Origin of the sequence: Deinococcus sp. LM3, assembly GCF_002017875.1 — a bacterium.
GTDB lineage: Bacteria > Deinococcota > Deinococci > Deinococcales > Deinococcaceae > Deinococcus.
Genome location: NZ_MUFV01000001.1, coordinates 1,515,966 through 1,539,513 on the forward strand (window position 1 = coordinate 1,515,966; position 23,548 = coordinate 1,539,513).

At 71.8% G+C, this 23,548-nt stretch carries 23 protein-coding genes; 13 read left to right on the forward strand and 10 right to left on the reverse strand.

Annotation, left to right across the window (positions count from 1 at the left end; translation table 11 throughout):
• Window positions 1-21 precede the first annotated feature (21 nt).
• Genes BXU09_RS07115 through BXU09_RS07130 form a run of 4 tightly spaced genes read right to left on the reverse strand, consistent with a single transcriptional unit; the run spans window position 22 to window position 2,973 of the window.
• Window positions 22-1,287 carry a DUF1800 domain-containing protein gene (locus BXU09_RS07115; protein WP_078301479.1) on the reverse strand — a complete coding sequence of 422 codons (1,266 nt, stop codon included), beginning with the start codon at window positions 1,285-1,287 and terminating at the stop codon, window positions 22-24.
• 42 nt (window positions 1,288-1,329) lie between these two features.
• Window positions 1,330-2,112, reverse strand: coding sequence for a transcriptional regulator (locus tag BXU09_RS07120; RefSeq protein WP_240501070.1), 783 nt, complete (start codon window positions 2,110-2,112; stop codon window positions 1,330-1,332).
• Window positions 2,109-2,417 (reverse strand): hypothetical protein, encoded by a 309-nt coding sequence (locus BXU09_RS07125; protein ID WP_078301481.1) that lies wholly within the window; start codon window positions 2,415-2,417, stop codon window positions 2,109-2,111. The genes BXU09_RS07120 and BXU09_RS07125 overlap by 4 nt, the downstream gene beginning before the upstream one ends.
• Window positions 2,410-2,973, reverse strand: coding sequence for a sigma-70 family RNA polymerase sigma factor (locus BXU09_RS07130; protein ID WP_346417557.1), 564 nt, complete (start codon window positions 2,971-2,973; stop codon window positions 2,410-2,412). Before BXU09_RS07130 ends, BXU09_RS07125 begins: the two co-directional genes overlap by 8 nt.
• Before the next feature lie 66 nt (window positions 2,974-3,039).
• Here BXU09_RS07130 and BXU09_RS07135 point away from each other — a divergent pair, with 66 nt between their 5' ends.
• The 6 genes from BXU09_RS07135 (at window position 3,040) to BXU09_RS07160 (ending at window position 7,021) form a co-directional block, all read left to right on the forward strand.
• Entirely contained in the window at window positions 3,040-3,702 is a 663-nt protein-coding gene (locus BXU09_RS07135; protein ID WP_078301482.1) for a metal-dependent transcriptional regulator, read from the forward strand.
• Complete coding sequence (locus BXU09_RS07140; protein WP_240501072.1) at window positions 3,699-4,418, forward strand: adenosylcobinamide-GDP ribazoletransferase; 720 nt, start codon at window positions 3,699-3,701, stop codon at window positions 4,416-4,418. The genes BXU09_RS07135 and BXU09_RS07140 overlap by 4 nt, the downstream gene beginning before the upstream one ends.
• A 3-nt stretch (window positions 4,419-4,421) precedes the next feature.
• Window positions 4,422-4,898, forward strand: a complete 477-nt coding sequence (locus BXU09_RS07145) for a histidine phosphatase family protein (protein WP_240501074.1) — start codon at window positions 4,422-4,424, stop codon at window positions 4,896-4,898.
• A 114-nt stretch (window positions 4,899-5,012) separates the two neighbouring features.
• Window positions 5,013-6,092 (forward strand): nicotinate-nucleotide--dimethylbenzimidazole phosphoribosyltransferase, encoded by a 1,080-nt coding sequence (gene cobT / locus BXU09_RS07150; RefSeq protein WP_078301484.1) that lies wholly within the window; start codon window positions 5,013-5,015, stop codon window positions 6,090-6,092.
• A 78-nt stretch (window positions 6,093-6,170) separates the two neighbouring features.
• Complete coding sequence (locus BXU09_RS07155) at window positions 6,171-6,416, forward strand: hypothetical protein (protein ID WP_078301486.1); 246 nt, start codon at window positions 6,171-6,173, stop codon at window positions 6,414-6,416.
• Window positions 6,413-7,021, forward strand: coding sequence for a phosphoribosylanthranilate isomerase (locus BXU09_RS07160; RefSeq protein WP_240501075.1), 609 nt, complete (start codon window positions 6,413-6,415; stop codon window positions 7,019-7,021). Before BXU09_RS07155 ends, BXU09_RS07160 begins: the two co-directional genes overlap by 4 nt.
• Before the next feature lie 388 nt (window positions 7,022-7,409).
• On the opposite strand, the gene BXU09_RS07165 is transcribed toward BXU09_RS07160, so the two are convergent.
• Window positions 7,410-8,258: a metalloenzyme domain protein gene (locus BXU09_RS07165; protein ID WP_078301488.1), complete on the reverse strand. Its 849-nt coding sequence runs from the start codon at window positions 8,256-8,258 to the stop codon at window positions 7,410-7,412.
• A gap of 184 nt (window positions 8,259-8,442) precedes the next feature.
• On the opposite strand from BXU09_RS07165, the gene BXU09_RS07170 reads away from it, so the two are divergent.
• From BXU09_RS07170 to BXU09_RS07180, 3 genes are all read left to right on the forward strand, one after another.
• On the forward strand, window positions 8,443-9,333 hold the full coding sequence (locus tag BXU09_RS07170; RefSeq protein WP_078301490.1) for a nucleotidyltransferase domain-containing protein: 891 nt from the start codon (window positions 8,443-8,445) through the stop codon (window positions 9,331-9,333).
• Window positions 9,334-9,458: 125 nt separating this feature from the next.
• Window positions 9,459-10,220, forward strand: a complete 762-nt coding sequence (locus tag BXU09_RS07175) for a nucleotidyltransferase domain-containing protein (RefSeq protein ID WP_205684136.1) — start codon at window positions 9,459-9,461, stop codon at window positions 10,218-10,220.
• A 167-nt stretch (window positions 10,221-10,387) separates the two neighbouring features.
• Entirely contained in the window at window positions 10,388-11,629 is a 1,242-nt protein-coding gene (locus BXU09_RS07180) for a metallophosphoesterase (protein WP_240501076.1), read from the forward strand.
• Between the two features lie 195 nt (window positions 11,630-11,824).
• On the opposite strand, the gene BXU09_RS07190 is transcribed toward BXU09_RS07180, so the two are convergent.
• Window positions 11,825-12,742: a magnesium transporter CorA family protein gene (locus tag BXU09_RS07190; protein ID WP_078304831.1), complete on the reverse strand. Its 918-nt coding sequence runs from the start codon at window positions 12,740-12,742 to the stop codon at window positions 11,825-11,827.
• A gap of 78 nt (window positions 12,743-12,820) precedes the next feature.
• On the opposite strand from BXU09_RS07190, the gene crcB reads away from it, so the two are divergent.
• On the forward strand, window positions 12,821-13,195 hold the full coding sequence (gene crcB / locus BXU09_RS07195; RefSeq protein ID WP_078301498.1) for a fluoride efflux transporter CrcB: 375 nt from the start codon (window positions 12,821-12,823) through the stop codon (window positions 13,193-13,195).
• On the forward strand, window positions 13,192-14,394 hold the full coding sequence (xseA, locus tag BXU09_RS07200; RefSeq protein WP_078301500.1) for an exodeoxyribonuclease VII large subunit: 1,203 nt from the start codon (window positions 13,192-13,194) through the stop codon (window positions 14,392-14,394). The genes crcB and xseA overlap by 4 nt, the downstream gene beginning before the upstream one ends.
• 80 nt (window positions 14,395-14,474) lie before the next feature.
• Here the strand turns inward: xseA and BXU09_RS07205 are convergent, their stop codons facing one another.
• Window positions 14,475-14,957, reverse strand: a complete 483-nt coding sequence (locus tag BXU09_RS07205) for a hypothetical protein (protein ID WP_078301502.1) — start codon at window positions 14,955-14,957, stop codon at window positions 14,475-14,477.
• Between the two features lie 54 nt (window positions 14,958-15,011).
• Window positions 15,012-15,872, reverse strand: a complete 861-nt coding sequence (locus tag BXU09_RS07210; protein WP_078301504.1) for a sulfurtransferase — start codon at window positions 15,870-15,872, stop codon at window positions 15,012-15,014.
• A 324-nt stretch (window positions 15,873-16,196) separates the two neighbouring features.
• Between BXU09_RS07210 and der the strand changes: the two genes are divergently transcribed.
• On the forward strand, window positions 16,197-17,519 hold the full coding sequence (gene der, locus BXU09_RS07215) for a ribosome biogenesis GTPase Der (RefSeq protein WP_055362896.1): 1,323 nt from the start codon (window positions 16,197-16,199) through the stop codon (window positions 17,517-17,519).
• Window positions 17,520-17,607: 88 nt separating this feature from the next.
• On the opposite strand, the gene BXU09_RS07220 is transcribed toward der, so the two are convergent.
• Window positions 17,608-19,374 (reverse strand): vanadium-dependent haloperoxidase, encoded by a 1,767-nt coding sequence (locus tag BXU09_RS07220; RefSeq protein WP_078301506.1) that lies wholly within the window; start codon window positions 19,372-19,374, stop codon window positions 17,608-17,610.
• 121 nt (window positions 19,375-19,495) lie between these two features.
• Window positions 19,496-21,331 carry a copper amine oxidase N-terminal domain-containing protein gene (locus BXU09_RS07225; RefSeq protein ID WP_240501078.1) on the reverse strand — a complete coding sequence of 612 codons (1,836 nt, stop codon included), beginning with the start codon at window positions 21,329-21,331 and terminating at the stop codon, window positions 19,496-19,498.
• Between the two features lie 231 nt (window positions 21,332-21,562).
• Between BXU09_RS07225 and ftsH the strand changes: the two genes are divergently transcribed.
• Window positions 21,563-23,428, forward strand: a complete 1,866-nt coding sequence (gene ftsH / locus BXU09_RS07230) for an ATP-dependent zinc metalloprotease FtsH (RefSeq protein WP_078301508.1) — start codon at window positions 21,563-21,565, stop codon at window positions 23,426-23,428.
• The last annotated feature ends 120 nt before the right edge of the window (window positions 23,429-23,548 follow it).

A 23,548-nucleotide genomic window follows, 5' to 3' on the forward strand; every position in this document is an offset into this window, starting at 1 on the left:
GGGGCGCCCCCGGCCCGCAGGTCAGGCGAGCTGGAATTCGGGGCTGATCAGGTGCAGGTACGTCGCCTGCTTCGGGTTGAGCTTCAGGGTCGCGGCGGCCGTGGCCGGGCGTTCCTGACCGGTCAGGGCCAGCGCGGAGGGCGCCCCGGAGAGGGCGGGTGCCTGAGCGCCCAGCGTGAACGCCGCCGCCACCTGAATGCGCAGCAGCAGCGTGGTGTCGTTGATCCACTCGCGGCCGCCGTCCCAGCCCTTGACCGTGTCGGGTTGCAGCAGCAGTTGCCCCATGCGCCCGGCCGTCTGCGTGAGGTTCAGCAGCGCCTTGGCTTCCATCTTCGGTTGCCCCAGGGTGCGCAGCGCACCCACGATGTACTCGACCGGACTGCGGATGATCCGGGCGCGGCTGGCGTAGAAGGCCTCGCTGGACAGCAGTTCCTCCAGGACGGCGCGCACGTTGCCGTTCGTGCGCCGCCACGTCTCGGCGCTGCCCTGCACGGCCGCCTCGTCCGGCGTGTCGGCCAGGAACGCGCGGTGCAGTTTGCGGCTCACGAACACAGCCGTCTGCGGGTGCGTGGCGGCCAGCCGGATCACGTCCTCGCCGCGCAGCGGGCCGCTCTGACCCAGGTACGTCTTGCGGCCCGTGTCGTGCTGCCGTTCCAGGAACACGAACCGTGGCGCCTGCAGGAAGTTCTGGTTGCCGCGCCCCCCCTCGAAGGACCAGCCGGTCAGGGCGCGCGCGCCCTCGCGGACGTCCTGCTCGGAGTAATGGCCGATGCCGGTCGTGAACAGTTCCAGCAGTTCCCGGCTGAAGTTCTCGTTCGGCCGTCCGCGCCGGTTCTGGTCGTTGTCGAGGTAGCGCAGCATCGCCGGGGACTGCGCGACGTCCAGCGTGAACCGCTCGAAACTGGCGGTCGCGGCGTGGCGGCGCAGCACCTTCAGGTACCCGTCCAGCGCGGGGGCGTTGCGGACCTTGTCGGTGCCGATCACGAAGTGGTTACTCCAGGTCAGGGCCAGTTTCTCGCGCAGCGGGTGCGGGCCGTACACCAGCTCGAACAGCCACGCGCCGCGCGTGAGTTGCAGCATCGGCCCCGGCCCGACCCCCTGCATGGGATCGAAGGGATTGCCGGGCGCGGTCTTCTCGTCGAAAGCCAGGGCCGCGCGCGCGGCGGCGCGGGCATCCTGGCCGACCAGCGCGCGGATCTGCGCGTCGGTCGCGCCGAACGCCGTGCGCCGCAGGAAGTGCGCGGCGTCCTCGGCCGTGAGCTTGCGGGTCAGGGGAGTCAGGGTCATGGGGTCTCCTTGAAACGGGATGTGCTGTGAACCGGGGGTGCTCTAGGGGTTGGAGTCACCGGGCAGCGCAAAAGTTCCCAGGGGGTCCGCCGAAGCACGCCGCACCCCCGCGAGCGCCGAACGCAGCGTGGCGTCCGGGAGGTTCCCGACCAGCCACACGAACACGTTCCCCACCCGCCGGGACGCCACGCCCGGCGCGCCCCGGACGTTCTGCGGGGCGACCACCAGCGCCAGCACGTTCAGCCCGTCGGTCAGGGTCACCTCGGTCCCGCCGGCCGCGCGGACCTTCACGCTGACCGGCGTGAACCCCTGCGGGAGGCTCAGGCCCGGCAGGGACCGCATCAGGGCGGCGCGCAGCCCTTCCGGCGCGGCCGGCACCGTCAGCGCGACCTTCACGGGCGCGGCGTTCACCTTCAGGAACGCGGCGCGGCGCACCACCGTGCCGTCCGCGCGGCGTTCCTCGAAGGCCAGCGGGACGTTCCACGCGCGGTCTATCCACAGCGACCAGTGCGCGGCGCCCCCGACCTTCGGTGTCAGGTCGAAACGCACGGCGTCCCGGCCCGCCACGGGCTGCGGCCCGGCGCTGACCACCCCGAAGTTCTTCAGCAGCAGCGCCGGACGCACCGGCACGGCCGGCAGGGCCGCCGCCACGCGGGTGGGCACGGCGCGCGGCGGGAACAGCACCGTCACCTCGGCCTGCCCGCGCGCCGCGAGCGTCCGGGCGCGTTTCAGGGCCGCGATCAGGTCGTCCGCGTCACCGGCCTGCGCGTGGCCCGGCAGACTGGCGGCCAGCAGCGCGCCGAGCAGCGCAGCGGCGCGCCTCACCAGCCCTCTCCCCAGGCGCTCTGGTACGCGTCGTACGCCGCGCTGCTCGGCAGGGCCGGGGCGGGCCGCAGCACCGTCAGGCCCGCCACGACCGCCGCCGACGCCAGCGCCGCCGACACCCACCCGGCCCGCAGGGTGCGTGCGTGGCGCTGCCGACCCTCCTCCTGCCGCTCACGGTGGGCGGCCAGGAACCGGACGGCGGCCCCGTGGTCCTCGGGCGTCAGGGCGCGGGCCTGCGCGAACAGGGCGTCCAGTTCGGGGTCAGGCAGTTCGGGGTCAGGCAGGTCATTCGGGTGGTCAGTCATGGGGGGTCACTCCGGCGCGGGTCAGCCACGCCCGCAGGGCCGCGCGGCCCCGGCCAATGCGGCTCTTCACGGTGCCGAGTTCCACGCCGGTCAGCGCGGCGATCTCGGCGTACTCCAGGCCCGACACCTCACGCAGCGTCACGGCCTCGCGCTGCTCGGGCGGCAGGGTCCGCAGCGCCGCCGACAGTTGCTCACGCAACTGCGTGACCTCGGCCGTACGCGTCAGGTTCTGCGCCGAGGCGGGTTCCGGCGCGTCCTCCAGCGGCACGCTCGGGCGGTGGCGGCCCAGCGCCCTGGCGCAGGCATTCAGGGTGATGCGGTGCAGCCACGTACTGAACTGCGCCTCGCCCCGGAAGCCCCGCAGGCCCCGGTGCACGGCCACGAACACGTCCTGCACGACCTCATCCGCCGCGCCCGGCCCGACGTTCAGCGCCGCGAGCCGGTGCACCGCCGGGGCGTGCCGGGTCACGAGTACCTCGAAGGCCCGCTCGTCCCGCACGGCCAGCCGCGCGAGTTCCGGGTCAGACAGGGAATCCAGGGCGTCATTCAAGGTCACCTCATACCTTAGAGTCACCGCCCGCCCGGAAAGTTCCGCCCGTCCGCCCCGGCTACACTGAGCGGCATGACCGCCCGTCCGCTCTCGCCTTCCGCCGAGGATTACCTCAAGCACCTGCTGCGCCTCGGGCAGACGGGGAAGGTCAGCACGCAGGCGCTGGCCGACGCCCTGAACGTTGCGCCCGCCAGCGCCACCGGCATGCTGCGCAAACTGACCGAGCAGGGCCTCGTGTCGCACGCGCCGTACCAGGGGGCGCGCCTGACCGCCGAGGGCGAACGGGTCGCGCTGGAAGTCCTGCGCCACCACCGCCTGCTGGAACTGTTCCTGCACCGCGCGCTGGGCGTGCCGCTCGACGAGGTGCACGAGGAAGCCGAGCGGCTCGAACACGCCCTGAGCGAACGCCTGGAAGCCCGCATCGCCGCGTGGCTGGGCGACCCCACGCACGACCCGCACGGCGACCCGATCCCCACCCTGGCGGGCGAACTGCCGGAACGCGCCGAACGCCGCCTGTCGCAGCACGCCGTGGGCGACGAGGTCACCGTGACCCGCATTCCCGACGCGGACGCCGCGCAACTGCGGACCCTGATGCACGTGGGCCTGACACCCGGCGCGACCCTGGCGGTGCGCGAGGTGGACGCCGCGCTGGGCACCCTGACCGTCTGGGTGGACGGCCACACCCTGACCGTGTCGCTGGGCGTCGCCGCGCAGATTCACGTTCAGACCCCGTGATCCGCGACCAAGTGCGGGCCGCGCACCTGGCCCTGACGTTCCTGACGACCCTGCCCCTGCCGCACGTCACCGAGATCCGGGACGGCGATTTTGCGCGGGCCAGCGCGTACTACCCGCTGGCCGGGTACGCGGTGGGCGGCGTGGTGGCGGGGCTGCTGTGGCTGCCCATCCCGCTGCCGGTCGGGGTGATCGCCGCGCTGGGCGTGGGCGCGTGGCTGCTGCTGACCGGGATGCTGCACTTCGACGGACTGGTGGACAGCGCCGACGCCCTGTTCGCCATGAAGACCCCCGCCGAGCGGCTGGTGATCCTGCGGGACGTGCACGTGGGCGCGTTCGGACTGGCGACGGGGGGCCTCTACCTGCTGCTGCTGTGGAGCCTGCTCTCGGCCCCGATCCCGCCGCTGGCCCCGCTGGTCGCGGCGGTGGCCGCGCGGACGCTGCTGCTGATCCCCATGAACACCTACCCCGCCGCGCGTGCCGAGAGCCTGGGCGCCCGCTCCCGCGAGGGCCGCCTCTGGGCCGCGCTGCTGCTGGCCGCGCCCACCCTGCTGATCCCCGGCGCGTGGGTGGCGTGGCTGGCGGCGCTGGTGGGCGCGCTGCTGGTCGCGGCGTTCGCGGCGCGGCGGCTGGGCGGAGGCCTGAACGGCGACACCTACGGAATGATCGTCGTGACCGCCGAACTGGCCGCCCTGACCGCGTTCGCCTGGGGCCGCTGAGCCGTGCCGGACGCCCTGACGCTGCATCTGGTGCGTCACGCGCCGACCCTCCCGAACGCGCAGCGCCGCTACCCGCACCCGCACGAGGACGCGCCCCTGACGCCCGCCGGGGAGGCGCTGGCCCGCCGCCTCGACCTGCCCCGGAGCGCGCTGGCGTTCACGTCGCCGCTGGGCCGCGCCCGGCAGACCGCGCGGCTGGCCGGATTCCCGCACGCTGCCCCCACCCCCGCCCTGGCCGAGGCGAGTTTCGGCGTGATGGCCGGGCACACCTGGGCCGAACTGGAAGCCACGCACGGCGACGCGCCCCGCGCCTGGATCGAGGCGCTGAGTGACCCCGCCAGTCCCCACGGCCCCCCGGCGGCGACACCGGCCAGGGCTTCCACGCCCGCGTGCAGGCGTGGCTGGATTCCCTCTCAGCGGGTGAGGGAGTGGCCTTCACGCACGCCGGACCGCTGCTGGCCGCGCTGCGCCTCACGGTGAACCTGTCTGCCGTGGCCACGCCCCCCGGCACGGTCGCCACCCTGCGCCGCGAAGGGGGACACTGGTGGCTGACTGGACTACGGCCGCCCGCCTGACGCGGCAGAATGCCCCCTGATGCATCCTGACCTGACGGCCCTCCTGACCGCCATCCAGCCTGCCGACGCCGACGCGATGGCGCGCGCACGGGACCGGCAGGCGCAACTGACCAAACCCGCCGGGGCGCTGGGCGACCTGGAAGACCTCGCCGTGCGGCTGGCGGGCGTACTGGGCAGCGAGCGGCCCGACCCGCGCGGCGTGGCGGTGATCGTCGCCGCCGGGGATCACGGCGTGGCCCGCACGGGCGTCAGCGCCTACCCGCCCGAGGTGACGCCCGCCATGGTCGCGAACTTCCTGGCGGACACCCCCGCCGGACCGGGCGGCGCGGCGGTGAATGCCCTGGCACGGGCGGTGGGCGCGCGGGTGTACGTGATGGACGCTGGGGTGAACGCGGAGTTGCCGGAGCACCCGGCGCTGGTCCGAGCGGCGGTGCGGCGCGGCACGCACGACCTGAGCGTGCAGCCCGCCATGAGCCTGGACGAGGCGCAGGCCCTGATCCTCTCGGGCGCGGCCCTGGCCCGCCGGGCCATCGACGACGGCGCGGATGTCCTGATTCCCGGCGAGATGGGCATCGGGAACACCACCCCGGCCGCCGCCATCACCGCCCGCCTCCTGCACCTGGACGCCGCGCAGGTCACGGGACGCGGCACCGGCGTGGACGACGCGCGGCTGGCGCACAAGGTCACGGTGATCCGCGCGGCACTGGAGCGCACCCCCACCACCGACCCGCTGGAAGTCCTCGCGCAGTTCGGCGGGTTCGAGATCGCCGCCATGCTGGGCGTCATGCTCCAGGCCGCCGCCATGAGGCGCGCCGTGATCCTCGACGGCTTCGTGGAAGGCAGCGCCGCACTGATCGGCGTAGCCCTCGCCCCGCACCTGCGCGACTCCCTGTTCCCCGCCGGACAGTGCGCCGAGATCGGGCACGCCGCGCAACTGACCCACCTGGGCCTGAAACCCATGTTCCACCTGAACCTCCGCCTGGGCGAGGGCACCGGCGGCGTCCTGGCCGCGCCCCTGCTGCTCGGCGCGGCCGCCACCCTCCGCGAGATGCGAACCTTCGCCGAGGCGGGCGTGCCGGGGTCGGGCAGCGAAGAATAGAGAGGAGCAGCCTCCCCCGGCGCCGGAACGTGAGGGGCCGCGCCCCGCCGGGGAGGCTGGTGCCGGAGAATGGCGCGCATGAGTGACCGGGAATTGAATTTTGCGCGGGAGATTCTGGGCAGCCGCAGTTACCGGGACGTGCCGGACGACGAGGTGCTGTGCGAGGCCGAGCGGTTGCTGGGTGACTGGATGAGCGGCGAGGCGCGCATGGAACGCCCGAAACTGTATGACCATTACGCGCTGCTGTTGCTGTCGCTGACGCGGCAGGTGCGGGCGCTGGAGTCGCGCGTGAGCGAACTGGAAGCCGCGCGGGGGCCGCAGTGACCGTGCGGGTGAAGGTGTGCGGCACGACCAGCGTGCGCGACGCGGTCCTGAGTGCGCAGGCGGGCGCGGACGCGCTGGGGTTCATCTTCGCGCCGGTCAGTAAGCGGCTGGTGTCCCCGCAGGTGGCGCGCGAGGCGGGCCTGAACGTGGGGCCGGTCGTGGCGCGCGTGGGTGTCTTTCTGGGGCAGGGGCTGGACGAGGTGCTGCGCACGGCGGAGGCGGCGCGTGTCAGTGCCGTGCAGCTTCACGGTCCGCTGCCGGGTCTTTACGTGAGGCAGGTCGCCGCGTATTATCCCGTTCTGCGTGTCGTGCGCCCCGCCGATCTGGCGGCCGAGGCCGACATGTGGAGGGACGAGCCCGGCGTGACCCTGATGCTGGACGCCCCGGAACCGGGCGGCGGCGTGCCGCTGGACTGGGCGGCGCTGCGGGACGTGTTTCCGCGTGGGGCGTGGCTGGCGGGTGGTCTGGGCTCGGCGAACGTGGCGGCGGCCATGCAGGCGCTGAATCCGGCCGGGGTGGACGCGGTCAGTCGGCTGGAGGCCAGCCCTGGCGTGAAGGATCCGGCGCTGGTTCAGGAGTTCGTGCGGGCCGCGCGGCCCTCATAAACCAGAGTTATCCACAGTGAAACGGGCGCCTGTGGATAACTTGCGGCCACCGCCGATTCCGCCTGTACAACACGGCATTCTGCGCGTCAGACAGACAAAATGGGGGCCGGGTCCGGCGGGTCCCCACCCGTTATCCACAGGCTTTCCACAGGGGTTGTGGATAAGCCTGTGGATAACTTCCGGGTCGGAAACGTGACCTGCGTCGTCATCTGAAAAAACCCTGACGGCAGGCCCGGAAACCACGGCGCTCCCACGCCACGCCTTTCGGTATCCGGCCCGGACCCGCCCATCCGAAACCTGCATCAGCCGCATGATGACCGGAATGGTTCACGCAGGAGCCGCCCTTCCCCGGCCGCCCCTGGTCACGGCCCCTGCTTACGGCCACTGGTCACGGCAGGCCGAACCAGCCGGCCAGCACCCGCCCCGCCTCCACCACGTTCACGGGCGACCCCAGGGTCACGCCGGACCCCGCGAACGGCACGCGCGCCCGCGTGTGGCCCTTCACGCCCAGGTCCTCCAGGTTGCCGTGATCGCTGCTGACCACCACCCGCGCGCCCGCATCCAGCAGCCCGGCCAGCAGGGCGTCCACCCGGCGCAGGTACGTGCGGCCCGCCGTCAGCGCGTCCGGCGGGACCGGCTGCGCGCCCGCGTGCCCCAGCAGGTCCCCGAACCACAGGTCCGCGGCGATCAGGTCATGCCCGGCCGCCGCGTCCGCCAGGGCTGCGCCCAGCCGCGCCCAGCTTCCCGCGTTCCCGTCGTCCGGCCAGGGGCGCGCGTACCCCAGGCCCAGCGTCGCGCCCACGAGCGGCACCCCGGGCGGGTTCAGCGGCAGACCCGCCGCACGGAACGAGAACGGAAAGCACCCCAGTCGGTTGCGGCCCCCCACCGCCGCCGCCTCGAAGTACGCCGGAACGTACCCGTTCGCCAGCGCCGCCCGCCCCCCCACCCGTGTCAGGGCCACCGGCAGGCTCTGCGCGGTCAGCAGGCGTTGCAGCGTCGGCCCCGGCTGCGGCCCGAAATGCTCGCCCATCAGCGCCACGGCGTCCGTCCCGGTCAACCAGCACGCCTGCCCCGTCCCGGACTGCGGCAGGCCCGGCACGCCCAGCGTCGCGTCCAGGCACAGGCCCGCATCCACCAGCGGCCGCAGCGCCGGGAGATCCTGCTCCCACACACCGCCCGGCGGCGCGTCCTGCGGGTGCCCCACGCCGTCCAGCGCCAGCCACACGATCCCCCTCACCCCAGCTTCCTCACCCCGCGAGGATACGCCCCACACCCGCCGCATACCCTTGACCGTCCCTGCATACCGCGCTATAGTTGTTGACATCACCGCCCGCAGAGGCGGATTTTTATTGCCTGTTGCGCCTGTCCTCTGCGCCGGATGGCGGATGCCCCGCCCGCCCACAACCCGCTAGCGTGCGCCCATGACCCGTGACCTGCCCCCCGGTACCCGCGTGACCCTGCATGCCGCGCAGGGTGACCTGCCTCCGGGCGCGGCGGGCGTGATCGTGTCGGGAAGCGGCAGCGTGTACGACGTGCAGTTCGGGGCGCACGTGCGGGCCGTGAACCGCGTGCACCTGAAGGTCGAGCGCGCCGCCCTGGAGGCCCTGCCACCCGTGCGCGGCGACCTGCGGCCGTTCGTGCAGTACGCCTGCGTGATGGGCAGCCGCGCCTTCGGGCTGGACACCGGCGCCAGCGACACGGACCTGCGCGGGTTCTACCTGCCGCCTGCCCGCCTGACCTGGGGCCTGAGCGACCCGCCCGAGCAGCTGGAGTTCGCCTCGCTGGCCGGGCCGGGGCCGGGCACCGAGGAGGTGTACTGGGAGGCCCGCAAGTTCGTGCGGCTGGCCCTGAAAGCCAATCCGAACGTGCTGGAGGTGCTGTTCTCGCCCATGCCCGTGCAGGTCACGCCGGTCGCGCGGGCGCTGCTGGACATCCGGGGCGCGTTCCTGAGTCGCCTGATGTACGTCACGTACGGCGAGTACGTCCGCGCGCAGTTCCGCCGCCTCCAGTCGGACCGCGAGCGGCACGGCGAGATCCGACCCAAGCACGCCATGCACCTGCTGCGCCTGCTGATCAGCGGCGCGCACGCCCTGCGGACCGGCGAGGTCATGGTGAACGTCGGCCCGCACCGCGAGAAGCTGCTGGCCGTGAAAAGCGGGCACCTGACCTGGGAGGCTGCCGGGGCGTGGCGGGAGGAACTGCACCGCGACTTCGAGCGGGCCTTCGCGGAGACCTCCCTGCCCGAACGTCCCGACCATGACGCCGCGCAGGACTGGCTGATCGGGGCGCGGCGCGCGGCCCTCGACTGGTAGTGCAGGACTGGCAGCGCAGGACGGGTGGCACACCCCGGCACACCTGGGCCAGGAGGCCTACGCCCCCGCCGCAGATGGCGGATGCCGCGCCGCCCGCGCATGCGGGACAGTGAAGCATGGACCCCGTGACCTTCCCGCCGCAGCTTTCTGCCGCCGTTCAGGCGCATCCCTTCCCGCTGGTGTTCGCCACGGTCAGTGGCGCGCACCTGTACGGCTTTCCCAGTCCGGACAGTGACTGGGACCTGCGGGGCGTGCACGTGCTGCCGCTGCGGCAGGTGCTGGGTCTGGAGGACGTGCCGGAGACGTACTCGCTGGAGCGCGACGATGGGGTGGTGGAACTTGATCTGGTGTCGCATGACATCCGGAAGTTCGCGCGGCTGCTGCTGACCCGTAACGGGTACGTGCTGGAGCAGTTGCTGTCGCCGCTGGTGGTGCACTCGACGCCCCTGCACGCGGAACTGATCGCGCTGGCCCCCGGCGTGCTGACGCGCTGGCACGCGCACCACTACCTGGGGTTCACGGCGAACCAGTGGCAGTTGCTGGCAAAGGAACCCGTGCCGCGCGTGAAGCCGCTGCTGTACGCCTTCCGCACGGTCCTGACGGGCCTGCACCTGATGCGCGCGGGCGTGATCGAGGCGAACCTGGAGGTACTGAACGCCGACGCGCGCCTGCCGTTCCTGACCGACCTGATCGCCCTGAAACGCGGCGGGCGCGAGGCCGAGCCTCTGCCGGAACCGCTGGACGTGTACCGCGCCGAGCACGCGCGGCTGGTGCAGGCGCTGGAGGCCGCGCGGGAAACGACCCACCTGCCCGGCGCCGTGCCGGAGGACGTGCGCCGCGCCGTGAGCGAACTGGTGGTGCGTGCGCGGCTGGGCCACCCTGTCTGATACGGATTCCGTCTGTTTCGTTAACAACCCGGAACAACGCCGGGTTGCTAACTCCACGCCCGGAACCCGTTTCTCTCCTGCTCGCTCTGCTCGGATCGAATGGTTCGCAAACCATTCGATCGGAGTCCATATGACCTTCCGGCATGGCGTGTGCGAGGATACGGGGCGTGTCCGCCGAGCCCGCCCTGACCGAACTGACGGTTCCCGCCCTGTCCCTGGTCGTGCTGATCGGCGCGCACGGCGCGGGCAAAAGCACCTTCGCCGCGCGGCACTTCGCGCCGGAGGAGGTGTTCGCGCAGGCAGACTACCCGGACATTCCGTCATTGCTGGCGGCAGCGGGGGAGAGGCTGGCGGCGGGGCGGCTGGCGGTGCTGGACGGTCTGTTCGTGCGCCCGGTGGACCGCGTGCCCGTGACGGCGCTGGCCCGCGCGCACGACGTGAAGCCCGTGCCGGTGGTGCTGGACCTGCCGCGCGCCGTGCTGGAGGCCCGCACCGCCGCCCCGGCGGACGTGGTGGCGGCGCAGGTGGCCGAGTTGCGCCGCACCCGCCGGGGCCTGCACGCCGAGGGCTTCCGGAACGAGCAGGTGCTGTTCAGTGATGAGCAGGCGCGCACGTTGCCGCTGCGGCGCACGCTGCTGCGCGGGGACCGCCGCGACCTGACCGGCCCCTTCGACGTGATCGGTGACGTGCACGGCTGCCTGCCGGAACTGCACGATCTGCTGCGCGACCTGGGGTACGACCTGAGCGGCGGGGGCGCGCGGCACCCGCGGGGGCGCACGGCGGTGTTCGTGGGGGATCTCGTGGACCGCGGGCCGGACAGCCTGGGCGTCCTGAAGCTCGTCATGGGCATGGTCGCGGACGGCGCGGCGCTGTGCGTGCCCGGCAATCACGACGAGAAACTCTGCCGCGCGCTGGCCGGGAAGGCCGTGAAAGCCATGCACGGCCTGGACGTCACCCTGGCGCAACTGGAACAGGCCGGCCCGGACGTACAGGCGCAGGTTCGCACCTTCATCGACGCGCTGCCCACGCAACTGGTCCTGGACGGTGGCGCGTTGATCGTCGCGCACGCCGGGCTGCCCGCCCACTACCACGGGCGTGGCGGCGGTCGCGTGCGCAGTTTCGCGCTGTACGGCGACGTGAACGGCCAGCGGGACGAACTGGGCCTCCCCATCCGCCGCGACTGGGCCGCCGATTACCACGGCGCGGCGCTGGTCGTGTACGGCCACACCCCGCACGCCGCGCCCCGCTGGAAGGGCCACACCGTGAACGTGGACACCGGCTGCGCGTTTGGCGGCCACCTGAGCGCCCTGCGGTACCCGGAACGCACCACCCTCAGCGTGCCGGCCCGCGCCGTGTACGCCCCCCCACCCCGCCCCCTGCCCGTCCCGGAAGGGGAGAGTGGATCGTAGAAAGTGGGTGGTGCGTGGCCCTTGACAGCGCCAGAGGCATCGCGCACACGCTGTTAACCATCCACCATCCACCATCCACCATCCACCATCCACCATCCACCATCCACCATCCACCATCCACCATCCACCATCCACCATCCACCATCCACCATCCACCATCCACCATCCACCATCCACCATCCGCCATCCGCCGCCTTACCACCAGCCGCGCCGTTTGAAGTACGCGGCGAGCAGGCCGCCGATCAGCAGGAAGCTCGCCCAGGCCAGCGCGTATCCGTAGGGGCTTTTCAGTTCCGGCATGAATTCGAAGTTCATGCCCCACACGCCTGCCAGGAACGTCAGGGGCAGGAAGATCACGCTGACGGCCGTGAGGGTCCGCATGACCTCGTTCATGCGCTGGCTCTGGAGGTTCAGGTGCAGGTCCAGCAGGCTGGTCAGCAGGTCCCGCAGTCCGTCGAGGCGGCCGGCGGCGCGCGTGAACGAGTCCTGCACGTCGCGGTAGCGCACCAGGTCGGCGGGCGTGCAGTTGGCGTGGCGGCCCATCAGGGCGGTCGCCTCGCGGGCGTCGGTGGCGAGGCGGCGGGCCTGCCCGATGCGGTGCTTGAGTTCGAACACGTCCGGCACCGGGTTCTGCCGGTGGTTCTGGAACACGCGTTCCTCCAGGTCGTCCGCCTGTTCTTCCAGGGCGTCGGCCGCCGCGAAGAAGGTGTCGGCGGCGTGGTCGAGCAGTTCGTACGTGACCTCCTGCGGGTTGTTCACGCTGTCGCGGCCGGTCAGGGGCCACACGGCGTTCAGGGCGCGCGTGCCGCCGCTGCTGACGGTCAGCACGGCGTCCGGGAACGTGAAGACGCTCAGGCGTTCCGTGAACTCGTCGGCCTGTTCGGGCCGCGCGAAGGACCGCACCGTGATGAACGAGTGCTCCGGGTACACCTCGGCGCGGCTCCAGTGGCCCTGCTCCAGGGCGTCCTCGACGGCCAGGGGGTTGAGGCTGAAGGTGCGTTGCAGGCTGGCGAGTTCCTCGGGCGCGAGGTTCTGCGCGTCCACCCACACGCCGCTTCCCTGCCCCTGCCAGGGCTGGTCCTCGCCGCTGCCCAGCTGTTTGACGCGAATCATGCCGCCCAGCATGGCAGACGCGGCGCGCCGGGGGCGGCGTGACCCGCTGCTCTATGCTGCCTGGATGAGGCTGCGGGCATGAGTGCGTGGGTGTGGGTGATGGCCGGTGGGGCGCTGGGCGCCGCCGCGCGCTACGGTGCCGGGCTGGCGCTGGGGCCGCTGCTGAACCGGGGCGGGTTTCCGGTGACGGTGCTGCTGATCAACGTGCTCGGCTCGTTCCTGCTGGGCCTGACCCTGACCCTGGTGGGCCGGGGCATCTGGCCGGACGCGGCGCGACTGGCGTTCGGGACCGGGGTGCTGGGCGCGTTCACGACCTTCTCCACCTTCAGCGTGGACCTCGACACCCTGCTGGCACGCGGGCAGGGCGCAGCGGCGCTGGCCTACGCGCTGCTCAGCGTGACGCTGGGCCTGCTGGCCGCCGTCGCGGGGCGCGTGCTGGGGGGCCGTCTGTGACGCGCCGCAAGAAGACCGAGCCGGCCCGGCCGCCCGAGCAGTTCCTGGAACTGTCGGAGTTGCTGGCGTACGTGGGGCAGGTCATCGCGCGCGGCGTGCCCGGCGCGGTGTGGGTGCGGGCCGAGGTGGCCAGCGTCACGGACCGCCGCCACCTGTACCTGGATCTCGTGCAGGCGGGCGAGGACGGCGAGGTCGCCAAGTGCCGCGCGACCGTGTGGGCGCGGGAACGCTTCAGTCTGGAAGGCAAGTTCCGCCGGGCGACGGGCGGGACCCTCACGGCGGGCCTGAAGGTCCTGCTGTTCTGCGAGGCGACCTTCCACGAGCAGTACGGTTTCTCGCTGAACGTGCTGGACATCGCGCCGGAATTCACGCTGGGCGACGCCGCGCTGCGCCTGGACGCCCTGCGGGAGACGCTGGTGCGCGAGGGCGTGTACGGCCTGAACCGCCTGCACGCCGCGCCCACCGATTTCGACCGTTTCGCCGTGATCGCCCCGGTCGGCGCGGCGGGCCTGGGGGACTTCCGGCGCGAGATCGACCCGCTCCAGAGTGCCGGGGTGCTGCGCCCCGTCTACCTGGAGGCGACCTTCCAGGGCCGCGACGCCGCGCCCAGCCTGCTGCGCGCCGTGCAGGCGGCCGCCGACCTGCACGCGCAGGAGCCGCTGGACGCCCTGGTCGTCCTCCGGGGTGGCGGGGCCGTCACGGACCTCGCGTGGCTGAACGACCTGCCGTTCGCGCGCGCCCTGGCGACCTTTCCCGCGCCGGTCATCACGGGCCTCGGGCACGCGCGGGACGACACCCTGCCCGACGAGGTCGCGCACACCCGCACCGACACGCCCAGCAAGGCCGCGGCCCTGATCGTCCGCACCGCCGCGCAGGCCGCCGCGCAGGCGCAGGAGGACACCCGCGCTGTCCGCGCCCACGCCGCGCAGATTCTCGTGGACGCCGACGCGGGCGCGCAGTGGGCGCTGGACCGCGCCCGCACCGCCGCCACACGGCACGTGGACCGCGCCGCGCAGGACGTGGACGCCCTGATGCGTCAGGCGCTCGGCCTCACCCCGCAGCGCACCCTGGCACGCGGGTACGCCCTCGTGCGCGGCGCAGACGGGCAGCCCGTCACCCGCGCCGCGCAGGTCCGCGCCGGGGACACCCTCACGCTGGAATGGACGGACGGCACCGTGCCGGTCACGGCAGACGGGTGAGGCCGGGCTGAGCCGACAATCCCGCCGGACCCAACGAAACATCCCTGCTGGGCGGCAGGGATGATGGGCGCTGAGGGCAGTTACTTGCGGGTGATCACGCACTCGCCAGACAGGCTCTTGAACGTCTTGAACAGCTGTCCCTCGGGAACACCTGCCATCCGCTTGGTGAAGTCACGGAAGGCCTGAAGGTTCCCCTGAACGAGGAATCCCTCGGCAGTCCTCCAGCCAGGACCATCCGTCTGCGCGAAGCAGGCCGTGTAGATCTGCTTGTCGAGGTCGTCGTTTTCCTGGGTGTCGGTGGTGTACAGGATGTCCTGCTCACGGTTGATCTTGAGGCTGGCGCTGCGGCTCGAAGTGCCGTTGGCGAGGTAATTCCATTCATCGTCCTGACTGTCCCACTGCCCGTCGTTGCGGAGCGTATAGGTGTGGGCCACTGCCTTCTTGTCGGTGGTCGTCCCGGTCATTTCGAACACATCCCCTGCCTTGAAAGGGGCCTGGGCGGGCGTGACGGAGCACGCGGCGAGCAGGAAAACGGGTAGGGGTAGCAGGAGTACTTTCTTCATCTCTCTTAATCTAGACTCATACGTTTTTCAGTACATGCACATTTGTGCCTAGTGCTAGCCGGTTGCCACTGGCCGCGTGTCGTCGCTGATCCAGTCGCTCCACGATCCGGCGTACAGGCGGTTGTCCGGGCCGAGCGGCACGCCGGCCAGTTCGCGGGCCAGCAGGTTCGGTGTGGCGCTCACGCCGCTGCCGCAGTACGTGATGGTGGGGGCGGCCCCGGCGTTCAGGTGCACGCCCAGCACCTCGGGGCTGCGCCAGTGGCCCGCGCCGTCCAGTACGCCGCTCCAGTCGCGGTTCACGGCGCCGGGGATGTGCCCGGCCTTCCGGTCGATGGGTTCCACCTCGCCCCGGTAGCGGGCCGGGGCGCGCGAGTCGATCAGCACCGTGCCCGGCGCGCGGTCCTGCACGTCCTGCGCGGTGGCCACCATGTCGGGCTGCACGCGCGGCGTGAAGGTCGTGGGCGCGTGGGTGGCGTCGTCGGTACTCACCGCGCCGCCCGCCGCCTGCCATGCGGGCCAGCCGCCGTCCAGCACGAACACCTGCGTGTGCCCCAGCCAGCGCAGCAGCCACCACGCCCGCGCCGCGTAGAAGCCCTGCCCGGTACTGGGGTCGTCGTAGCACACGACCACGCTGTCGTTCCCGATGCCCACGCGGCCCAGCCACCCGGCCAGCGCCGCCGGGTCCGGGAGTGGGTGCCGTCCGCCCGCGCCGCCGGGCTGCACGGGGCCGCTCAGGTCCGTTTCCAGGTCCGCGTAGGCGGCGCCCGGAACGTGCCCGGCCAGGAACGCGACGCGGCCCACCAGCGGGTCGCTCAGGGCGTACCGGCAGTCCAGCACGCGCACGTCTGCGTCCTGCGCGTGGTCCAGCAGCCACGCGGCGGTCTTCAGAGGGTGCTTCGGTGGAGGGGGGGTCATGCGTCACAGGCTACAACCGCGCGGCGACCAAAACAAAAAACCCGCCACTCGGGCGGTTATTCCTAGAAGATAGCGCGGAATGCACGGGCTGTCAAACCCATGCAGAGCACCGGGAAAAAGCCGTCTGAAACGCATCTGGGTACGTCGGAAGGCCTCCGGCTCCATGCACCCCCCCCGTAAATCGTGACGCGCCGTCTGGGAGAAAGGCCGCCAGTCTGTATACTGGAAAGTCTGTGGTCCGGGCCGCCCAGTGGGGGCGGCGGACAATCGGCGGAACCCCCCAGACGCCCGGGGCGGAACCGACACCGTGCAAGGAGCGTCCACATGCATAAAGTCGCTATCGTAGGCCGACCCAACGTCGGCAAATCCAGCCTGTTCAACCGCCTCATCGGCCGCCGCGAGGCTGTCGTGGCCGACCTTCCCGGCGTCACCCGCGACGCCAAGGAAGGCCTGATGCTGCACCAGAACCACCGCATCACCCTGATCGACACCGGCGGCCTCTGGAGCGGCGACGAGTGGGAAGACGCCATCCGCGAGAAAGCCGAGTGGGCCATGGAAGGCGCGCAGGCCGTCATCTTCGTCCTCGACCCCCGCGAGGGCCTCTCGGCCGCCGACTACGAGGTCACCGACTGGCTGCGCCGCCTGGGCAAACCCGTCATCATCGCCGCGAACAAGATCGACAGCCCCAAGCACGAGGTCTACATGGCCGAACTGTGGGGTCTGGGCTTCGGCGAACCCATCGCCATCAGCGCCGAACACGCGCGCGGCCTCGACGACCTGCTCGACCGCGTCATGACCTACCTGCCCGAGGACACCGAGGACGTTCCGGACATCGCGCCCATCCGCATCTCCCTGATCGGCCGCCCGAACGTCGGCAAGAGCAGCCTGCTGAACGCCATCACGCAGACCGACCGCGCCATCGTCGCCGATATGCCCGGCACCACCCGCGACTCCCTGGACGTCGAGTGGGACTACGGCGGGCAGCGCTTCGTGCTGGTCGACACCGCCGGCATCCGCAAGAAACCCGACACGGCCGTCGAGGACTACGCCATCCAGCGTTCGCAGGCCGCCATCGGCCGCAGCGACCTGATCTGGCTGGTCGTGAACGCCGGGGACCTCGGCGACCACGAACTGAAACTCGCGAACCTCGCGTACGACAGCGGCAAACCCGTGATCGTCATCGTGAACAAGTGGGATCTCGTGCCCGACGCGGACCTCAAGTCCACCGAGAAGGACCTGAACCAGAAACTCCACCACATCAGCTACGCGCCCCGCGTGTACACCAGCGCCATCAACGAGTACGGCATTCACGAGATGCTGGCCGAGGCCATGAAACTCCACGAGAAATGGCAGAGCCGCATCCCCACCAGCGAACTGAACCGCTGGCTGGGCGTCTGGCAGATGCGCCAGAGCGTCCCGAACTTCCACGGCAAGAAACTCAAGATGTACTTCATGACCCAGGTCGAAACCGCGCCCCCCACGTTCGCGATCTTCTGCAACCGCGCCGACTTCGTCACCCGCGCCTACGAGGGCTTCCTCCAGAACCGCATCCGCGAGGACCTGCAACTCGCCGGGATTCCCGTGCGCCTCAAGTGGAACGAGAAAGGCCCGTACAAACGCGGCAAGAACGCCGAGAACGACGACTGAATCTCGTCACTTGCCCCCGCTCCGGCGGGGGTTTTTCGTGACGGAGTCGCCGTTCACGGCGCTGATCTCCGCCACGAACAACCCCCGGTCAGGGTGCCTGTCCCGTGAAGTACCGGCGGGCCAGGGCCACGGCGTCCAGGCCGACCTGTTGCCCGATGCGCCGCCCGGCGAGGTCGTCGGGTTCGATGTGAATGCCGCCCCAGATGCGGGACTGCCCGGCCTGATCGGCGGCGTCGGCGTACGTGGCCCATTGCAGGCGCACGGGTACGGTGTTGCTGTTCCGGTCGATCAGCAGCGCGCCGGGCCGGACGGTGATCTCGTGCAGGCCGCCGGGGAAGAAGGCGCTGCCGGTCAGGTCGGTCAGGACCTCGGCGGCGGCGCGGCTGAACGTGGAGTGCCCGGACACGAAGCCGGGGAAGGCCGGGCTGACGAAACTGGCCGCCTGGTACGGCACCCAGCGCAGCGGGTCGATCCACTGGACGCCGGCGGCGGCGCTCCAGCCGCGCACCATGGCCTTCCCGCCGCGTTCCTCCAGGACGTCCACCTCGTCCTGAAGGCCGCGCATGCCCTGCGTGGCGACGAAACGGACAAGTGAGATGGGGCGGGCGGTGTCGGTCTGGCGTTTGACGTCCCACGCGGCGATGGCGGCGTCGTGCAGCGCGCCGTTCAGGGCGAGGTACATCTTCAGGTCCCATTCCAGGCGGCCCAGTTCGGGGCCGCGTCCGCCCAGGCGGCGCTGGAAGGTGGGGGCGTCGGCGGCGGCGTTCGCCAGGACGTTCCAGTGGCCGGGGGGCGTCTCGGCGCGCGGGCCGTCCGCCCAGTACTCCGCGATGACCCGGCCGTAATCGGCGAGCCGCACCACGTTCGGCGGGTAGGGGAGGCCGGTGGCGGGGTTCAGGGCGTGCCCGGCGCCGTCGTTGCGGCCCGGCGTGTTGTTGCCCAGCGCGGCCGGGGAGATGTCGGTCGTGGTATTCAGGCGGTCGTCCAGTCGGCTCTGGCGGCGCAGCAGGTCCGGAATCCAGCGGGCGCGCATCTGCGGGTCGTTCAGGCTGGGGGCGGGGCCGGGGTCGTGGTAGTAGCGGCCCTGGCGGGTCATGGCGAAGGGTTTCACGGCGCCCCAGTGGGCGCCCATGTACGGCTGCGGGCCGCTCTGGGGAATGCCGTTCTGGGTGAACGGCTGGGCCAGCAGCAGGCGCTGCCAGCGGTCCGGGTCGTTCAGGGTGACGCCGGGCTGTTCGGGGCGCAGGGGTTCGTTGCTGAATCGGTAGCCGCTGGTGTCGGCGTACCCGCCGCGTTCGTTGGAGCCGTCGTCGCGGTTCAGGTCCAGGATCGCCTGCCCGGTGCGGTTGCCGGTCGCGCTGGCCGAGTCGCCCTGCGTGCCGGTGTCGTCGGGGTTCAGGCCCAGGTGCCGCAGGCGGTCGTCGAAGCAGGCGCCGAGCGCCGGGACGGTCGCGGTGAAGCGGGCGCTCAGGACGCGGTGCGCGGCGCGGTTGACGGCTTCCTCGACCTGGGCGGGCGTGCCGCTGCGCTGCTCGTTCACGAACACGCCCCGCGCGACCGGGTCGAAGGTGGCCCAGGTGTCGTACATGGCGGCGGACAGGTGGAACAGCGTGCGGGCGTGCACGGTGGGTTGCGGCAGCACGTTGCGGATGGCGTTCAGGGCCAGTTCGTTCCACACGCGCGCCGCCGAGTGGCCCGGCGCCTCGATGGCCGCCCATTCCTGCGTGCTCAGGGGGCAGCGGACGGGCTGGGTGGGTGGGGGCGGGCGGGGGCAACTGGTCAGTCCGGCGCACAGCGCGGCGCCGAGCAGCAGCAGGCGTCGCCGGGCCGGTGCGAAGATTAAGGAGGCCTTCATCTGAGTTCAGTGTAGGCGACTCCCCGGTCAGCTGCGGCGCAGACCCTGCCCCGTGACTGCCACAGGAGGCCGGCCCCGCCCCGAATCCTGGGGCGGGGCCGGTGCCGTGTGGGCAGGCGGGTCAGGGCTGGTAGGTCTTGAGCAGGCCGCCGAAGCCGCTGAGGGTCCGGGCGCGGTAGAACACCAGACTGATCGGCAGGTTGCTGCCGCTGCTGGGCACGAAATCGATGTTCAGGCGGTCACTCTGCGGGCGCCACAGCAACACAGGCTCGTCGGGTTTCAGGGCGTTGCCGGTGCGGGGCAACTTGATGGTCTGCGTGATCGGGCCGTCCTGCACGTGCATCGCACCCCGGTACAGGCCGCCGCGCGGGCTGAGGGCCACGGCGGTACCGGCCGCGCCGTTCACCTCGAGGTCGTACAGCACGCCGTAGTTGCCGCTCAGGCGCACGCTCTGGCCGGTCAGGGCGTCCGTGCCGGTCAGGGCCGGATCGACCCGGCCGTCCCCGATCACGATGCGGGCGGGTAGGGCACCCAGATTCACGCGCAGGGACCGCACGGCGCCCTGGAAGGTGCCGCGCACGTGCTTACCGTCCGGGCGCAGGTACGGGAGTTGCTGCATGACCTGCGCGGTGGGCGGCAGGGCGTCCTCGAGCATCAGGAAGGTCAGTTCCACCCGCCCCGAGGTGATCAGGTCCTGCATGACGTTCACGCCGCTCCCGGCGCTCAGGGTGGGGCTGGCGTACACGGCGGCCGTCTGGCCCGGCAGCAGGTTCAGGGTGGTGCCGCCGCTCGACGCGAAGTACTCCAGCAGCGTCACCTGCCCCAGGATGCCCTCGATGCGGGTGGGGGCCGTCTCGCCCAGGCGTTCGCTGCGCACCTCGACCGGGCGGCTCTCGAGGTTGCGGGCCATGACGTACAGCCGCGCGGGTCGGCCCAGGCCGTTCAGGTGGTAAGCGAGCAGGCGCGCGCGGCCCGACAGGCTGTCCTGGTACAGCACGCCGCTCTGCGCGGGCACCTCGGGGCTGTCACTGAACAGCAGCGGGTAACTGGGGCCCTCGGCGGTGGTGGGCGTCGCGGACGGGTACGACAGCACCTGCGGGTCCGGGAAGGAATCGCCGGGCAGGGCGTACTTCAGCGCGTAGGTCAGGGGCGTGTCGATGGGCGTGCCCTCCACGCGGATGGTCCGCGTGAACGGCTGGCTCTGCAGGCCGCGGCTGTTCGTGACGGTCAGGCTGACCGTGTACGTGCCGGGCTGGAAGTACGCGTCCTGACGGCCGGTCCAGCGGCGCGCGGTGATGTCCGCGCCGTCCGGGTCGAAGGGGTACTCGGTGTACACGACCCGCTCGCCCGGCGCGTAGGTGGTCTTGTCGGTACTGAACCGCGCCTGCGGAATCAGCGGGTTCCCGCCGTCCCGCAGGGCGGTCAGGGTGAAGGTGCGGCCGTCGTCGGTGCTGAGGTTGGCGTTCAGCGCGTCGGCCAGGGTGCGGGCGCTGACGTACAGCACGCCGCCCAGCGTGGCGACCGTCCCGGCGGGCTGCGGCGTGCCGTTCAGGGACGCGCTGTTCTGGCGGGTGTCGACGCTCAGCCGGGCCAGCTGCACCTGACCGGCCGTGCCGGGCAGCGGGTGTCCCAGCAGGGCCGCCGTTTCCCGCAGCGGCAGCATGGTGCGTCCGCCCACCAGCCGGGGCGCGGCGAGCAGCGTGACGGGGTCGCCGTTCACGAAGGTGGCGGTCTGGTCGACCGTGAAGGTCAGCTGCACCGAGCCGAGCGCGGGTTGCGCGGCCAGTGCGCCGCCCGGCAGCCCGAGCGTCAGGCCAGCCGTGAGCCCGGCCGTGAGAACGCCGCCCTGCGTGGGCGGCGCCAGCAGGGCCAGCAGGGTCAGCAGGCGCGTTCGTCCGCGCGGGCGCTGGTCCGCAGTGGACCGGAAGGGCAGGGAGGGGAAAGACCGCAGAGGCATCCGCCGAGTATGCCGCCTGAGCCTGACGGGCGTCTGTACCGGAGTGTCAGGCGCGCCGTCCCTGACCGTACCGTTAAGGAGACAGCCGGGCGGCCTGCCGGACACGCCCCCGGCAGGGGAGGTCCGGCCCGGAGCTTTGCTTTCAGTTTCCGGCAGACGCGGCGGCTTACACTGAGCCATGACCGGGGTCGAGTCGGGCAGGCAGGCAGGGCAGGAACCGGAGGGCGGCGCGTGAAACGGCCACCCTGGCTGTGGGGCGCGCTGATCAGCCTGACATTGCTGCTGATCGTGCTGGGGTTGACCCTGCCCCGACAGCGCGGCGACGAGCTGAACCTCACGGACTTCACGGCCGCCCTGACCGGCGGGCAGGTCAGCAGCGCCACGATCCTGTACCAGAACGGCACCGCGCAGCTCAGCGGGCTGCTGGAGGACGGCCGCCCGTACCGCACCCGGACGCTGGCCGCCGACCCGGTCCTGAACCTCGCGGCGTTGCAGGCGGCGGGCGTGACCGTGTCGTACGTGGCGCCGTCGCGCCTGAACGTGGTGTCGCTGCTGGGCGTTCTGCTGACCGGCGCGCTGATCGTGGGTCTGATCGTGCTGCTGCTGCGCGGCCGTCAGAACGGCGGCAGCGACGCGGCGGGGACGTTCGGGAAGTCGAAGGCGGCCGTCATCAGCGAGGGTCAGATCAAACTCAACTTCACCGACGTCGCCGGCTGCGACGAGGCCAAGCAGGACCTCCAGGAAGTCGTCGATTTCCTCCGCCACCCCGAGAAGTACCACCAGCTCGGCGCCCGCATCCCCCACGGCGTTCTCCTCGTCGGCCCTCCTGGCAGCGGCAAGACGTTGCTGGCCAAAGCTGTCGCCGGTGAGGCCCGCGTTCCCTACTTCAGCATCTCGGGCAGCGATTTCGTCGAGATGTTCGTCGGCGTCGGCGCCGCCCGCGTCCGCGACCTGTTCGAACAGGCCCGCAAGGCCGCCCCCTGCATCGTCTTCATCGACGAGATCGACGCCGTCGGCCGCAAACGCGGCGTGAACATGCAGGGCGGCAACGACGAACGCGAACAGACCCTCAATCAGCTGCTCGTCGAGATGGACGGCTTCAGTAGCGGGCAGGAGGTCATCATCCTGGCCGCCACGAACCGCCCGGACGTGCTGGACGCCGCGCTGCTGCGTCCGGGCCGCTTCGACCGGCAGGTGGTGGTGGACGCACCGGACGTGCGGGGCCGCGAGCAGATCCTGCGGATTCACGCGCGCAGGAAACCCCTGGACGCCAGTGTGGACCTGGGGGTGGTGGCGCGGCGGACGGCGGGCATGGTGGGAGCGGACCTGGAGAACCTGCTGAACGAGGCGGCGTTGCAGGCGGCGCGGTCGGGGCGGACGCGGATCGTGGGGCGGGACGTGGACGAGGCGCGGGACCGGGTGCTGATGGGGCCGGAGCGGCGGAGTCTGGTGGTGCGGGAGGCGGACCGGAAGGTCACGGCGTACCACGAGGTCGGCCACGCCCTCGCCGCACAGCTGCTGCCCGGCGCGGACAAGGCGCACAAGCTGACCATCGTGCCGCGCGGCCGCAGCCTGGGCAGCGCGCTGTACACCCCGGAAGACCGCATGCACCACACCCGCGCCGCGCTGCTGGACCGGATCTGCGTGGCGCTGGCCGGGCACGCCGCCGAGCAGATCGCAACCGGGCAGGTCACGACCGGCGCCGCCAACGACTTCCAGCAGGCGACCGCCATTGCGCGGCGCATGGTCACCGAGTGGGGCATGAGCAGCGTGGGGCAACTGGCCCTGGCGCAGGACAGCGGCTCGTACCTGGGGTACGGCCCGCAGCAGGGCGCGTACAGCGACCACACCGCGCAGGCCATCGACGCCGAGGTCAGCCGCATCCTGAACGGCGAATTCCAGAGGGCGCTGGACCTGCTGGGCGAACACGCGCACGTCCTGTACCGCCTGACCGACGAACTCGTCGCCCGCGAGAGCCTCAGCGGCGAGGACGTGCAGACCGTCCTGGCCGGCGGCACGCTGCCGCCCCTCTCGCCCGACCTGCGCCCCACCGAAACCGCCGCGCCCACCGGGAAACTCACGCCGGGACCCGCGTAGCAGGGGGGCGGATGGCAGATGGCAGATGGCGGATGGCAGAAAGCAAATGGCAGATGGCAGAGGGCGAATTCCCGCCTCTGCCATCTGCCTTGAGCCATCTGCTATCTGCCTTCCCGGCGT